Source organism: Poseidonibacter antarcticus, assembly GCF_003667345.1.
In the GTDB taxonomy this organism is placed as follows: Bacteria; Campylobacterota; Campylobacteria; order Campylobacterales; family Arcobacteraceae; genus Poseidonibacter; species Poseidonibacter antarcticus.
Genome location: NZ_RCWF01000003.1, coordinates 1 through 15,920 on the forward strand (window position 1 = coordinate 1; position 15,920 = coordinate 15,920).

The 15,920-nt window shown below is 28.2% G+C and carries 9 protein-coding genes and 1 rRNA gene; 8 read left to right on the top strand and 2 right to left on the bottom strand.

The window, feature by feature from the left end:
* Nucleotides 1-20 precede the first annotated feature (20 nt).
* Nucleotides 21-137 (top strand): 5S ribosomal RNA (gene rrf / locus D9T19_RS04995).
* 124 nt (nt 138-261) lie between these two features.
* Here the strand turns inward: rrf and D9T19_RS05000 are convergent.
* On the bottom strand, nt 262-978 hold the full coding sequence (locus tag D9T19_RS05000) for a response regulator transcription factor (RefSeq protein ID WP_121627125.1): 717 nt from the start codon (nt 976-978) through the stop codon (nt 262-264).
* A gap of 192 nt (nt 979-1,170) precedes the next feature.
* On the opposite strand from D9T19_RS05000, the gene D9T19_RS05005 reads away from it, so the two are divergent.
* From D9T19_RS05005 to tkt, 7 genes are all read left to right on the top strand, one after another.
* Nucleotides 1,171-2,979 carry a TolC family protein gene (locus D9T19_RS05005; protein WP_121627126.1) on the top strand — a complete coding sequence of 603 codons (1,809 nt, stop codon included), beginning with the start codon at nt 1,171-1,173 and terminating at the stop codon, nt 2,977-2,979.
* Between the two features lie 18 nt (nt 2,980-2,997).
* Nucleotides 2,998-5,157: a type I secretion system permease/ATPase gene (locus tag D9T19_RS05010; RefSeq protein ID WP_121627127.1), complete on the top strand. Its 2,160-nt coding sequence runs from the start codon at nt 2,998-3,000 to the stop codon at nt 5,155-5,157.
* A gap of 2 nt (nt 5,158-5,159) precedes the next feature.
* Nucleotides 5,160-6,698 (top strand): HlyD family type I secretion periplasmic adaptor subunit, encoded by a 1,539-nt coding sequence (locus tag D9T19_RS05015; RefSeq protein WP_121627128.1) that lies wholly within the window; start codon nt 5,160-5,162, stop codon nt 6,696-6,698.
* Nucleotides 6,699-6,818: 120 nt separating this feature from the next.
* On the top strand, nt 6,819-6,995 hold the full coding sequence (locus tag D9T19_RS14515; protein WP_162984546.1) for a hypothetical protein: 177 nt from the start codon (nt 6,819-6,821) through the stop codon (nt 6,993-6,995).
* A 20-nt stretch (nt 6,996-7,015) separates the two neighbouring features.
* Nucleotides 7,016-12,514 (top strand): beta strand repeat-containing protein, encoded by a 5,499-nt coding sequence (locus tag D9T19_RS05020; protein ID WP_121627129.1) that lies wholly within the window; start codon nt 7,016-7,018, stop codon nt 12,512-12,514.
* A 65-nt stretch (nt 12,515-12,579) separates the two neighbouring features.
* Nucleotides 12,580-13,380 carry a sensor histidine kinase gene (locus tag D9T19_RS05025; RefSeq protein WP_121627130.1) on the top strand — a complete coding sequence of 267 codons (801 nt, stop codon included), beginning with the start codon at nt 12,580-12,582 and terminating at the stop codon, nt 13,378-13,380.
* 49 nt (nt 13,381-13,429) lie between these two features.
* A complete protein-coding gene (gene tkt, locus D9T19_RS05030) occupies nt 13,430-15,379 on the top strand; it encodes a transketolase (protein WP_228197972.1) in 1,950 nt (649 codons plus the stop codon).
* A 27-nt stretch (nt 15,380-15,406) separates the two neighbouring features.
* On the opposite strand, the gene D9T19_RS05035 is transcribed toward tkt, so the two are convergent.
* Nucleotides 15,407-15,892 carry a DUF4405 domain-containing protein gene (locus D9T19_RS05035; protein ID WP_121627132.1) on the bottom strand — a complete coding sequence of 162 codons (486 nt, stop codon included), beginning with the start codon at nt 15,890-15,892 and terminating at the stop codon, nt 15,407-15,409.
* Between the last annotated feature and the right edge of the window lie 28 nt (nt 15,893-15,920).

Consider the following 15,920-nt stretch of genomic DNA (forward strand, 5'->3'; position numbering starts at 1 on the left):
TATATTGATTACTCAGTTTTGCTGGTGGTTATAGAGAAGAGGAAATACCCAGTCCCATTTCGAACCTGGAAGTCAAGCTCTTCATCGCTGATAATACTGCAGGGTCCCCTTGTCGGAAACGTAGGTCACTGCCAGCTCTTGAGTATTTATTCAAATTAGCTTAGCTTTTTACACTTATTCTAGTGTTTTAAGCTAAGCTTTTTTTTTGCGCGCGTTTTATGCTTGATTTCTATTTATAAATTAGCTCAAATTTCAGATTTTTTATAGTTTTATTCTATATCCCACTCCTGATATATTTTTTATACTTTCTTTACCTATTTTTTTTCTTACTTTATTTAATAAATTCTTTAAAGCTGAATCACTTGCATCAAACATATCTTCCCATATATTTATTTTTAATTCTTCTTGTGGAATTACTCTATTATTAAATTTTATTAAATAATCTAATAGTAATATTTCTTTTGATGTTAATCCGATTTCTTTATTTTCTAAAGTATTAAATAATTTTTTTTGTAATACATTATAATTGATATTATTTGGAAAGTTTATAATGTATCTTGAATTATCAATGATATCTTGTACACAATTTATTAAAGCATTTTTTAGCATTTTAAAATCAATAGGCTTTATTAAATAATCTATTAATTTTAATTTAGTGGCTTGTAATAAATAGTTAGTGTCTGTATACGCACTTATAAAAATTACAGGTATTATCTTATTCTTAATTCTAATTCTTTCAATAAAGTCTAAGCCATTATCTCCATCAAGATTAATATCAGAAATTATTATATCAATATGTGAGTTATTTAATATTTCATTAGCTTTTTCAATTCTTGCTACATCAAAAACTTCTTTACAGAGTAAAGCTAAAGTTTGAGAAACATTCTTTCGTATATTATCTTCATCTTCTATATACAAAACATTTAAATTTCTTAGTATATTATTGAAATTTAAGTTTTCATTATTATTATAATTCATTATATTACCTTAAAAGCATTAAATAAATTATAACATAACTTATTTAATACTAGAATTTATTAAAATATTGTTATGTTGTATTTCATAAATATAATAGAAAGACTATAGATTTATCAAATATTAAGTTAAACTTTAATAAAGTTACGAAGAAAATTATTTTTACATTCACTAATTATATAAAAGGAAAACGATATGAATATTCGTAAACTACTAAAATTTACTTGTATATCTGTGCTTGCAAGTACATCACTACATGCTATTAGCTTAAAAGATAGTGTTGAAAAGGTTTTGACTACAAATCCTGAAGTTATAGCTGAAAAGAACAATCAAAGAGCATTTAGAAAATATGTTGATGAAAGAAGAGGTAACTATTATCCTCGTATTGATATTGATGGAACACTAGAAAAAAGTAATACTGAAAAAGATTATGACTCTTCTTCAAGTTTAACTGATGGTTCTGATCAAGAAGATGGATATAATTTTGGTATTGCTTTAAATCAAATGCTTTATGATGGTGATTTGACTCCAAGTAGAGTTCGAGAAGCAAAACACAATGAACTTGCAAATAAATATAAAACTAGAACGAATATTGAAAATGTTGTTTTAGAAGCTATTACAGCTTATACAGGATTAGTTCAATATAATGAATTATTAGCTTTAACAAAAGATATGATCCGAACTAATCAAGAAAACTTATTAATTGCAAAAGAAAAAGAATCAATCAGTGGTGAAGTATTAGAAACTTATGAAGTTGATTCAAAATTAAATTTCTTAAAAGAAAAATATTTAGAAGAAAAAGATTTAAGAAGTTCAAGACTTAGTACATTTAAAAGATATATTGGTATGGAAGCTGATGGTGATGAAAATAGACCATTTATTGATTTAGGTAAGATTCCTACTAGTTTACAAAAAGCTGTTGAATTATCAGTATTAAGAAATAATGAAGTTTTAGAACAAATTGAAAGAATTAAAGCGCAAAGAGAAAAAATAGCACAAGCTGATGCTACTTTTTTACCTAATTTAAATTTAGAATTAAAAGCTTTAACAGATAGTGATTTAGAATTGGATGAAGAAGGTAAAGAAGATCAAGTTTATGGAAGAATTAATTTATCATGGAATATTTACAATGGTGGATCTGATTATGCTATTTCAAAACAAGAAGAATTATTCTTAGCAGAACAAAAAGATAGATTAGATGCAATCACAAATAAGGTTGTAGAAAAAGCTAAAGTTAATTATCAAAGTTTTATGAAAAATAAAGACAGAATTGAAGTACTTAAAAAATATGTGGTAGCAAATGAAAATATTGTTGATGTATATAAAAGTGAATTTGAAGCGGGTACTAGAACTTTTGTTGATATATTAGATGCTCAACTTGATTTATATGAAGCTCAAAAGAGTTTAGTAAATAGAGAATTTGATTTATATGTAAATTATTATGAATTATTGAATAATACGTCAATGTTAAGTGAAACAGTATTATCTTCAGCTGATATTAATTCTGATAATTTTGCAGTTAAAGCAAATAAGGTTGTTAAAAGTAAAAAAGTTTCACAAATGTTAGAAAATGAAACAAAAATTGATCCAAATAGAGATGCTGAATCTGATGAATTAAATGTATTATTAGGTGATGATGAAGTAAAAAGTGTAAGTGTAAATAGACCTATTGCTTCAAATAAACCTGTTGGACAAAGTATTGAAAAAGTTAAAAGTTTATCATTCTTAGATGCTTCACCAAGAAAATATACAATTAATATTGCAACAACTAATGGTTTATTAAAAGCAAATGAATTTGTAGCTAGAAAAGGACTTGATTCTAGTCAAGCGTATACATATGAATTTGGACCAGGTATGAAAAGTGCAAAAGTTATTTATGGTGTATTTGATTCTGTTAAAGAAGCAAAAGCTGCAATTGCTAACTTCTCAGAAGATTTAAAAGCTGGTAAACCTTATATTGATAACATTAGTAAACATCAAAAACTATATAAAAAATATCACTAATCTTGAAAAAAGGCAAATATGAAAACTAATGATTCAAATGTAAGAGAAAATGAAACATTAACAAATTTAAAAGATAGAAGAAAAGTGGATGACCTTTTAGGTTGTCTACTTTTTTTATCTAAATTTCATAAAAGAGAAACATCAGCTGAGTCATTAACTTTTGGTCTACCTATCCATAATACCTCAATGAATATTTCAATGTTCCATGAAGCTGCCGCTAAAATTGGATTAATTGGAAGAACTGTAAAAAGAAAAAGTTTAAAAAATATCACGAAACTTGCATTACCTTCAGTTTTAATTTTAGATAAGAATAGAGCTTGCGTATTACTTGATTATGATTTAGCTGAAGGAACAGCTAATGTTATTTTACCTGGTTTAAGTTCAGGTGAGACAATGATTAGTATTCCTAAGTTAGAATTAGAGTATACAGGTGAAATAATTATTATTAAACCTGAATATAATTTTAATAATAGAATTGAAAAAGAAGTTTTAGTTGATAGTCCAAAAGAGTGGTTTTGGGGAACATTATTTAGAAATAAGGGTATTTATAAGCAGGTTATTATAGTCTCTTTATTTATAAATATATTTGTTTTAGCAACGCCACTTTTTACTATGAACGTATATGATAGAGTTTTACCTAATAATGCAATTGAAACTTTATGGGCATTATTTATTGGAATCTCAATTGTTATGTTTTTTGATTTATTATTAAAAATTTTACGAGCACATTTTTTAGGTATTGCTAGTAAAAGAGCTGATACTATTATGTCAAATAAAATATTTAATCATATATTAAATATTAAGATGGATGCAAAACCTGCTTCAACTGGGCAATTTGTAAGTAGATTACAATCATTTGAAAGTGTAAGAGAATTTTTTACATCTGCTACCCTTGCAGCTGTTGTAGATTTACCTTTCATTATAATTTTTATTCTAGTAATTTTTTATATTGCAGGACCTCTTGCCTATATTACTTTGGCAACTGTCGTGATTTCAATAATATTTTCTTGGTATTTACAGCGACCATTAAAGACAATTATTGAAAAGACTGTAAAAGAAGACCAAATTAAACATACTACATTAATTGAAACTGTTGCAGGTTTAGAAATCATAAAAAGTGTAAAAGCACAAAATAGAATGAAGACTCATTGGGATAAATCTATTAATAAAACAGTACATTATGCAGAAAAAGGTCATTTTTTATCTCAAAGTATTACATATTTTACTGCATTTATTTCTCAATTTTCAAATATCGCAATTGTTGCAGGTGGTGTTTATTTAGCAAAAGATGGTGAAATTACAATGGGTGCAATAATTGCGGCTATGATTTTAAACGGTAGAGTTATTGCTCCTGTTTCTCAATTAGTTGGTATGATTATTAAATTTGATAGAACTATGTTATCTTTGGATAATTTAGATGAAGTTATGAATATGCCTGTTGAGAAAGAGAATAAATCATATATAAGTAGACCTAATTTAAAAGGTGATATTGAATTGAAAAATCTCCAATTCTCATATAAAGATCAAAATCACCAAACATTAAAAGATATTAATTTAAAAATTAAAAAAGGTGAAAAAGTAGCAATTCTGGGGAAAATTGGTTCTGGTAAATCTACATTATTAAAAATGATTATAAATTTATATTCTCCAACATCTGGTTCTGTTTTGATTGATGGATTAGATACACGACAAATTGACCCTACAGATTTACGTCATGCAATTGGAAGTGTTCCACAAGAACCATTTTTATTTATGGGTTCAATTAAAGATAACCTTACAATAGGTGAACAGTTTGTATCTGATGAAGAGTTATTAAGAGTTTCAAAAGTTGCTGGATTAGACGACTTTTTAGGTAAGCATGAAGCAGGATATGATCTTCTTGTTGGAGAAAGAGGTGAGGGGTTATCAGGAGGAGAAAGACAATCTGTAACTCTAGCTCGTGCTTTAATCTCTGATCCTAATATTATTATGTTAGATGAGCCTACAAATTCAATGGATAGACAAACAGAAAAACAATTTATTGATAGGATGATGAATATAATTGAAAATAAAACACTTATTGTTGTTACTCATAAAACATCTCTTTTAAAACTAGTAGATCGTGTTATTATTCTTGAAAATGGGCAAGTTATTGTTGATGGTCCTAAAAATGAAGTATTTAAAACGAAGGCAGGTTAGTTATGAGTGATATAAATAAAAAATCTGATGATGATCATTTAACAGTAATTGAATACACTAATGAACCTAAAGAAGATACAAAGCCTAGTAATACTAAAGAAATTAAAGAACACTATAATAAAAAAAATTTTGCAAAAGAAATTAGAAATCCTAAAAAAGGTTTTATTAACTGGATAAAAAAACTTTATGGTGTTAATGATGAAGAGGAAGATGACTTAGAATTTGTTTATTCTAGTTATGCAAATTCTAATAAAGAAGCATCAAGAACATCAAATATCATTTTTGTATTGGTTACAGTAATCTTTTCTTCACTCATTTTGTGGGCAGCTTTTGCTGAAATTGATGAGTTAGCAAGAGGAAATGGGAAAGTTATTCCTACTGATAAAATACAAACTGTTCAATCTTTGGATGGTGGTATAATTTCTGAAATTTTTATTAAAGAGGGGCAAACTGTTAAACACGGTGATGCATTAATGAAAATAGATACAACTAGATTTAAAGCTACATTAGAAGAGAGCAAGCAAGAGTATTTATCTTTATTAGCAGTAATGTCAAGACTTAAAATTGAATCAAGAATTGATGTTAATAAACCATTACCAAAAATAAAATATAATGAAAAAGTTTTAAAAGATAGTTCAAGATATGATATTAATGAGACTTTATTATTAGAAAATAGATTTAGAGAACTTAAATCATCTGTTCGTGTATTAGAAAATCAAGCTAGCCAAAAGAGACAAGAATTAAAAGAAATAAGAAGTAATATTCATAGATTAAATGAGAGTTTAGGTTATATTACTGAGCAAAGAAAAACTATTAAAAAACTTGTTTCAAGGGGAGTTAAATCTAAATATGATTTATTAAATATTGAAAAAGAATATACTCAAACTAAAGGTGACTTAGATACTGCTAGATTATCAATTTCTAGATCTAATTATGCAATTACTGAAGCTAGAAGTAGAATTAGTGAAAAAATAAATACTTTTAAAGCTGAGGCATCCAATGAGTTACAAAAAACTGCAGGATTAATTAATAAATTTGAAGCAAAACTTGTTGGTGATCAAGATAAAGTTGCAAAAACCGTTATAACTTCCCCTGTTGATGGTATTATCAAACAATTAAATGTAAATACAATTGGTGGAGTAGTTCAATCTGGTATGGAATTAGTTGAAATTGTACCATTAAGTGATGCTTTAGTAGTTGAAGCAAAAATAGATCCAAGAGATATTGCTTTTATAAATCCCAGTCAAAAAGCTATTATAAAAATTACAGCTTATGATTTTTCTATTTATGGTGGACTTGATGGAAAGATAATTGAAATTTCAGCAGATAGTATTGTTGATAAAGAATCTAAAGAGGGTAAAAGTTACTATAGAATTTTAGTTAAAACAGATAAAAATTATCTTGAAAGAAATGGTATTAAACTTCCAATTATTCCTGGAATGGTTGCAAGTGTAGATATTATTACTGGAAAGAAATCTATTCTTGATTTTTTACTAAAACCAATTTTAAAAGTAAAAGAAAACTCTTTACATGAAAGATAACTAATATTTAGTTATCTTTTCTTCCAAAAAAATTAAAAAAAATTATTTATAAAACTTTTTAGAGACTTTATTCTTGTAATATAACAATATAAATAATTTTATTGAAGGAAAAGTCAGTAAATGATTATCGATGATAATTTACTTATTACTAAAAATGTTACAAGAATTTATATGAATGAGTGGCTTGAAAACTCAATTGAAATACTAGATAGTGTAACATATAAAGTTTATCAAGGTGTGGGTGATAGCTCTTTAGTTAAGCTATTAATTAATGAAAATATTAATATTGAATTATAAGATAGAAAAAAGGATATAGAATGAAACTAACAATAAAAGATGGATTTGGTGCAAGCAAAGTTATTGATGTAAATGAAGATTTAGAATTCAATGTTATAGAAGGTCAACAATATATTTTTTCAAGTGGTTTTTCAAATTATGAATTAAGTTTTTCAGATGGTCAAGAATCAATTTCGTTAGTATTTAATGTTGGTGGTAAAACAATAAATATAGAATTAAATAATATTGTTCCTTTATTACAAATAAATGACAATAATACTGATAATCCTACGGCATTAATTATTAATAAAAATATTGACAATGATAAAATTGATACAATTTTAGAAAATAATGCTTTTAATGGAAGTGAAATTTTAGATAGTTTAGAAGCTTTAGCTTCAAAATCTTCTACAGGAACAGATGATAATTCTCTTATTTTAGTTACTGATTTTCAATCACTTGTTGATTCATTAGGTGCTGCTGGAGCTGGGAATGAAAATGGTACAACTAGTAATGGTTCTAATTTTGATTCTATTTTAGGAGCAGATGGAAGTACTTCTTTATCAGGTATTGCTGATAGTGATAGATGGTTTAACCTTTCTGAATCAATAATTCCATTAGAGCCTATTGATGTGGGAAGTGATACAGCAATTCTAGATACAACAATGATATCAACTGCACCAACAGTAGTAATAACAGAAGATGCAAATAATGATGGAATAATTAGCTTATCAGAATTAAGTACTGATGGAATAGTAGATGTAAAAGTAACAGTACCAAATGGAACATTAGTTAATGATATATTAAGAGTAACAAATCCAGATGGAAGTACTACAGATTACACAATAACACAAGATATAATTACAAATGGATTAGCATTAGAATATCAAGCACCAGCAGAAGGTGAAAGTATAACAGTATCAGCAGTAATTACAGACTTAGCAGGGAATGTATCAGATACAGGAAGTGATACAGCAATTCTAGATACAACAATGATATCAACTGCACCAACAGTAGTAATAACAGAAGATGCAAATAATGATGGAATAATTAGCTTATCAGAATTAAGTACTGATGGAATAGTAGATGTAAAAGTAACAGTACCAAATGGAACATTAGTTAATGATATATTAAGAGTAACAAATCCAGATGGAAGTACTACAGATTACACAATAACACAAGATATAATTACAAATGGATTAGCATTAGAATATCAAGCACCAGCAGAAGGTGAAAGTATAACAGTATCAGCAGTAATTACAGACTTAGCAGGGAATGTATCAGATACAGGAAGTGATACAGCGACTTTATATATTAATCATGCCCCAATAGCAATAATAGAAGAGCATGGGAATGCATTATTGGGATTAATAGATGCAAATGTCGCAGACCTAATAATATTATCGGATACTCAACAATTTGCAGTATATGATCCAGATAATAATATAAAAACAGTAACAATTAGTTCATCAGGATTGTTATCAGGGTTATTAGGATCAATAACAGGAGAATTAGTATTCAATCTTCCAAATTCAACAGGATTTACAATAACAGGATCTGGAACAGATTTAATAACAATAACTTCAACAAATCCAAATGGAACAACAAGTGATGCATTTAACGCATTATTAGCAAATGTTGATATGGAATATACAGGATTATTAGATAATTTATTAGGAATAAATGTAGATTTATTAACAAATATAACATTAACAGTAACAGATAGTAAGGGATTAACAGATAGTGCAACAGCAAGTGACTTGCTAGTAGCAGAGATATTAGTTATAGAACCAGTGTTAACAGATGCACCAGTTGTAACAATAATAGAAGATGTAAATAATGATGGAATAATTAGCTCTGATGAATTAGATGGAGATATTGATGTAACAATAGATATTCCAAGTAAAGCAATAGCTGGAAATATATTAACAGTAACAAACCCAGATGGAAGTACTACAGATTACACAATAACACAAAATATGATTACAAATGGATTAGCATTAAGTTATCCAACACAAGCAGAAGGTACAAGTATAACTGTATCAGCAGTAGTTACTGATTCAAAAGGGACTGTTTCTGCAAAAGGTGAAGATAGTGCAACAATAGGGGACTTAAATCATGCCCCAATAGCAATAATAGAAGAGCATGGGAATGCATTATTGGGATTAATAGATGCAAATGTCGCAGACCTAATAATATTATCGGATACTCAACAATTTGCAGTATATGATCCAGATAATAATATAAAAACAGTAACAATTAGTTCATCAGGATTGTTATCAGGGTTATTAGGATCAATAACAGGAGAATTAGTATTCAATCTTCCAAATTCAACAGGATTTACAATAACAGGATCTGGAACAGATTTAATAACAATAACTTCAACAAATCCAAATGGAACAACAAGTGATGCATTTAACGCATTATTAGCAAATGTTGATATGGAATATACAGGATTATTAGATAATTTATTAGGAATAAATGTAGATTTATTAACAAATATAACATTAACAGTAACAGATAGTAAGGGATTAACAGATAGTGCAACAGCAAGTGACTTGCTAGTAGCAGAGATATTAGTTATAGAACCAGTGTTAACAGATGCACCAGTTGTAACAATAATAGAAGATGTAAATAATGATGGAATAATTAGCTCTGATGAATTAGATGGAGATATTGATGTAACAATAGATATTCCAAGTAAAGCAATAGCTGGAAATATATTAACAGTAACAAACCCAGATGGAAGTACTACAGATTACACAATAACACAAAATATGATTACAAATGGATTAGCATTAAGTTATCCAACACAAGCAGAAGGTACAAGTATAACTGTATCAGCAGTAGTTACTGATTCACTAGGAACAGTTTCTGCAAAAGGAAGTGATTCTGTGACGCTTGATACAATTGCATTAGCACCAATAGTAATTATTACAGAAGATACAAATGGTGATGGTATAGTAACTGCAGAAGAGTTACAAGGAGATATAGATGTAAAAATTACTATGCCAAATGATGTTGAGATTGGAGATATATTAACAGTAATAAACCCAGATGGAACAATAAGTAAATATACAGTAACACAAAATATTATTGATAATGGATTACCCTTAAGTTATCCAGCACCTGCACAAGATGGTGAAGTTAAAGTATCTGCAACAATTACAGATAAAGTTGGTAATATATCTGAAGAGGGTGTTGGCTTAATAACTTTAGATAGAACATCGCCAACTGCACCAACAGTAGTAATAACAGAAGATGCAAATAATGATGGATATATTAATGCAGATGAATTAAGTGCAGATGGATTGATAGATGTAACAATTACAGTTCCAACAGAAACTAAAGTAGGAGATACATTAATAGTAACAAACCCAGATGGGACTACAACAGATCATGAAATAACACAAGATATTATTGATAATGGATTAAACTTAACATATCCTGCCCCAGCAGATGGTGAAGATGTAACAGTGTCTGCTGTAATAGTTGATGCAGTAGGGAATGTATCTGATAAAGGTGAAGCATCTGTTACTTTAGATCTTTCATCAAGTGATGCTCCAACTGTAGAATTTAGTGAAGATGTAAATAATGATGAAGTGTTAAGTACATCTGAAATAGGATTAGATGGACTAGTAAATGTAACAATTACACTTCCAGATAATGCTGTAGTTGGAGATACCTTAATAGTAACAAATCCATATGCAATAAATAATAATGAAAGTGAATATACAATAACTCAGGATATGTATGATTCTGGCAAATTGATAATAGCTTATCCTGCATCTGCAAATAATACTACAATGGAAGTATCAGCTAAAATTAGAGATATAGCAGGGAATATATCTTTAGCAGGTGAAGATAAAGTAACGTTAGATACAGCTGGTACAAGTGCACCTACTGTTATTATTACAGAAGATACAAATAATGATGGATTGATAAGTGTAAATGAGCTAGAAGGACTATTAAATGTAACAATTACAGTTCCATCTGATGCAGCAGTAGGAGATACTTTATCAGTAACTGCTCCAAATGGAACAATAACAGATTATTTAATAACTCAAGAAATAATTAATAATGGATTATCACTATCAGGAGTAGCTCCAGAAGCTGGTACTGATATAATTGTATCTGCAATAATTACAGATGCTGTTGGTAATATTTCTGATAAAGGAGAAGATACAGCTACAATAGTTGCAAATAGTGGACCTTATGCAATTATTGCTAAAGATGGAGCTCCTTTATTAGGATTAATAGATATAAATGTTGCAGATTTAATTGTATTAGAATCAAATCAAAAGTTTGCAGTGTATGACGCTGATGATAATATAAAAAGTGTAACAATTAATTCTTCAGGATTAGTATCAAGTTTATTAGGGTTTTTAACAGGAGAATTAGTATTTAATCTTCAAACAACATCAGGATTTATAATAACTGGCTCTGGAACAGATTCAATAACAATAACTTCAACAGAAGCAAATGGGACAACAAGTAATGCATTTAATGCATTATTATCAAATGTTGATATGGAGTATACAGGATTGTTAAATGATTTATTAGGAATAAATCTAGATTTATTAACAAATATAACATTGTCAGTTACAGATAGTAAAGGTGAAAGTCATAGTGCAAAAACAGAGGACTTATTAGTTTTAGATTTATTGTCAACTAATGATAATAATACTAATAACTTTAATGAAGATGCACCAATTGCAGCTATATATGATAATGGTAATTCTTTATTAGGAGCTGTTGATGCAAATGTGTTAGATTTAATTACTCTAGAATCAAAACAAACATTTGTAGTATTTGATCCAAATAATGAGATTAAAACAGTAACAATTTCATCAAGTGGTTTATTAGCAGGGTTAGGATTAGGATCTTTAACAGGAGAATTACATTTTAATATGGGATTAGGTGCGGATACAACTGGATTTACAATAATTGGTAATGGTACAAGTTCAATAACAATTACATCAGATGCAGGAGCAACAAATAGTGATTTTAATGAATTGTTATCTCATATTGAATTAGATAATGAAGGATTATTAGATGATCTTTTAGGAACAAATATAGATTTATTAACAAGTATTACAATAGATGTAACAGATGCTCAAGGATTAACAGATAGTGAAACAGTTAGTGATATTGCTGTTGTAGAATTATTAAAAAGTAGTCCTATTCCAGAAGGACCAGAACCAACTGAACCAATTGTAAATACACCAGATGATGAAGATATTGATTTAAGTGCAGCTCTTCAATTAGATTCTAGTATAGATATCATTGATTTAGAAAATAATTCAGTAGATGATAAAATGATTATTGAACTAGATGATATATTACTTCAAGATGATCAAGAATTAGTAATAAAAGGTGATAATGGAGATATTGTAGAACTTGATACTCCAAGTGATTGGTCAAATGCAGGAACAGAACAAGTAGATGGTGTAAATTATACTGTTTATACTGGAACTGGTGCAAATTCAACAGTTAAATTATTAATTGATGATGATATAGACACTACACCTATTGTATAATGTACAAATAGGATAAATTCCTATTTGTATCTTTTTTAATTTTTTATAAAGTTGGGTTTTTAAATATGAGACAAACAAAGATAGATGAATTTTTACAATTAGAAAACCATAATAAAGAACTAGAAAAAAGAGTCAAAGAAGAAGTAGCTAAAAATAGAGAAAAAGATAAGCTACTTTTTCAACAAAATAAGATGGCGGCATTGGGTGAGATGTTAAGTAATATTTCACATCAATGGCGTCAACCTCTAATGGAAATTTCTTCAATATTTCTTCCAATTGAAGCTAAAATAAATATGGATATTCCTTTAGACAATCAGGAACTACTCAATTCAATTCAAAAACTAAATGATATTACAAAATATATGTCAAATACTATTGATGATTTTAAAAACTTTTTTTTAAAAGAAAAAGAAAAAATCAATTTTGAGATTTTAGAACAAATTAATTCAACTGTAAATATTATAAGTAGTAGTTTAAAACAACATGATATTAAACTTGATATTATAATTCAAAAAAATACTCATATGCTAGGTTATAAAAATGAATATTCACAAGTTTTAATAAATATTTTAAATAATGCAAGAGATGTATTAATCCAAAGAAAAATCCAAAATCCAAAAATCAAAATCACAATATCAGAAAATAAAAATGATATTATTACAAAAATTGAAGATAATGCAGGTGGAATAAAAATCACTCCAATAGAAAAAGTTTTTGACCCTTTTTTTACTTATGAAAAAATTAATGGTTCAGGAATTGGTCTATTTATGTCAAGATTAATTATTGAAAATAATATGAATGGTAAACTTGAAGTAAAAAATAATAAAGATGGTGCCATTTTTACAGTTATTATTCCAAAATCTTAAGTAAAACACTTCATATTGTATTTAATCAATTTTAGATATAATCTCAAAAATACAGAAAACCCATCAAATAAATAGGATAATTATGTCAAAAGAATTATTACAAAAACAAGCAAATACAATAAGATTTTTAGCAGCAGATATGGTTCAAGCAGCAAACTCAGGACATCCAGGTGCACCTATGGGATTAGCTGATATTGCTACAGTTTTAAGCCAACACTTAAATATAAACCCAGCAAATGATAAATGGTTAAACAGAGATAGATTAGTATTTTCTGGTGGTCACGCTACTGGTTTAATATACTCATTATTACACCTTTGGGGATTTGATATCTCATTAAATGACTTAAAAAATTTTAGACAAACTAACTCAAAAACTCCAGGACATCCAGAATATGGACATACTCATGGTATTGAAATTACAACAGGACCATTAGGACAAGGTATTGCAAATGCTGTAGGTTTTGCATCGGCTGCAAAATATGCACAAAATACTTTAGGTTCTGATGTTATAAATCATAAAGTTTACTGTTTATGTGGAGATGGAGATTTACAAGAAGGTATTTCTTATGAAGCAACAGCAACTGCAGGACATTTAAAACTTGATAATCTTGTTATTATTTATGATTCAAACTCTATTACAATTGAAGGTAGTACTTCTTTATCATGGAGTGAAAATGTTAAAAAAAGATTCCAAGGTATTGATTTTGAAGTAATTGAAATTGATGGACATAATTTTGATCAAATTGAAAAAGCATTTGTTCAAGCAAAAGCTGCTACAAAACCTGTAATGATTATTGCAAAAACTTTAATTGGAAAAGGTTCAGTTTCAATGGAAGGTTCACACCACGCTCACGGTGCTCCATTAGGTGAAGAAGATATAAAAGCTTCTAAGAAAAAAGCTGGTTTTAATCCAGATGAAAAATTTATCGTTCCTGCTGATGTAAAAGGTGCTTTTGATAAATTAATCACAGGTTCTGTTGCTGAAAATGAATGGAATGATTCTTTAAGTGCAGAAACTAAAGCAAAAATTGAAGAACTAAAAAATCCAAATTATGATGCGATTGAATACCCAACATTTGAAGCTGATACAAAAGTAGCTACAAGAGATTCAAATCATAAAATATTAAATGCAATTGCAGCAGCAGTTCCAGGATTTTTAGGAGGTTCAGCAGATTTAGGACCATCTAATAAAACTGAATTAAAAGGTGAAGGTGATTTTCCAAATGGAAGAAATATTCACTTTGGTATTAAAGAACACGCAATGGCAGCAATGGCAAATGCAATGAACCTTTACGGTTTATACAAAGTTTACTCAGCTACTTTCTTCGTATTCTCAGATTACTTAAAACCAGCTGCTAGAATTGCTGCATTAGCATCAATTCCTCAACACTTTGTTTGGACTCATGATTCTATTGGTGTTGGAGAAGATGGACCAACACACCAACCAATTGAGCAATTATCTCAATTTAGAGCATTACCAAACTTCTATACATTTAGACCAGCTGATGCTACTGAAAATGTTGCATCTTGGAAAAAAGCTTTAACAATGAATGCACCAACTGCATTTGTTTGTTCAAGACAAGGTTTAACTGTATTAAAAGATAAAAAAGAGTTTGGTGAAGTTGCAAATGGTGCTTATCTACTTAAAAAAAGAGAAAATGCAAATATTACTATTATGGCTTCAGGATCTGAGTTAATGTTAGCATTACAAACATCTTGTGCATTAGAAAAAGAAGGAATTATTGCAAATGTTGTTTCTGTTCCTTGTTTTGACTTATTCTTAGAACAAGATCAAGCTTATATTGACCAAGTAATTGATAAAAATACTCAAGTATTTGCAGTTGAAGCAGCACGTGGTTTAGAATATTATAGATTCGCGCATAAAGTTTATGGAATGGATACATTTGGAGCAAGTGGACCTGCAAATGATTTATTTGAACAATTTGGATTTACAATTGATAAATTAAAAGCTAATATCATAGCTGACTTAAAAAAATAACACTTTAAAATAGATGAGTTAGCTCATCTATTTTTCTGTTATTATATTTATAATATTAAAAGGTGAAGTTTTATTTACTTTTGCTATTTCTTGAAATGTTGTAGCAGTTCCTATTTTTAATCCTGCTTTTTCTAACTTTTGTTTTGCATTTTCTAAATTACTATTAAATACTAAAAGTGAATCATTTATTGGTGCATTAATTACAGACATAATTATTGTTTTTTTAACATTTGTACCTTTTGGTGCATTTACAATAAAACCAAGTGCTATTACTGATACTACAATTCCTGAGAATAAAAATACTTTTTTACTAAAATAACTTCTCATTCCCTTCCAATTAAAGAAAACATGGAAAAATACAATTGCTACAAAAGCTAAACCAAGAATTTTATGCATTTCTTTTGTGTAGTTATCCAAAATATGATAAAACATAAATACACCAGTAGTTGCCATTACAATAAAAATAAATGTTGTAAATGAGGTTGCCAAGTCTCTTTTGAAAAATTTGTTCATTTTAAATCCTTTTTGGGATTATAAGACA

Coding starts and splice junctions, on each gene's coding strand:
- D9T19_RS05000 (WP_121627125.1), bottom strand. CDS start 978: ATGAATTATAATAATAATGAAAACTTAAATTTCAATAATATACTAAGA.
- D9T19_RS05005 (WP_121627126.1), top strand. CDS start 1,171: ATGAATATTCGTAAACTACTAAAATTTACTTGTATATCTGTGCTTGCA.
- D9T19_RS05010 (WP_121627127.1), top strand. CDS start 2,998: ATGAAAACTAATGATTCAAATGTAAGAGAAAATGAAACATTAACAAAT.
- D9T19_RS05015 (WP_121627128.1), top strand. CDS start 5,160: ATGAGTGATATAAATAAAAAATCTGATGATGATCATTTAACAGTAATT.
- D9T19_RS14515 (WP_162984546.1), top strand. CDS start 6,819: ATGATTATCGATGATAATTTACTTATTACTAAAAATGTTACAAGAATT.
- D9T19_RS05020 (WP_121627129.1), top strand. CDS start 7,016: ATGAAACTAACAATAAAAGATGGATTTGGTGCAAGCAAAGTTATTGAT.
- D9T19_RS05025 (WP_121627130.1), top strand. CDS start 12,580: ATGAGACAAACAAAGATAGATGAATTTTTACAATTAGAAAACCATAAT.
- D9T19_RS05035 (WP_121627132.1), bottom strand. CDS start 15,892: ATGAACAAATTTTTCAAAAGAGACTTGGCAACCTCATTTACAACATTT.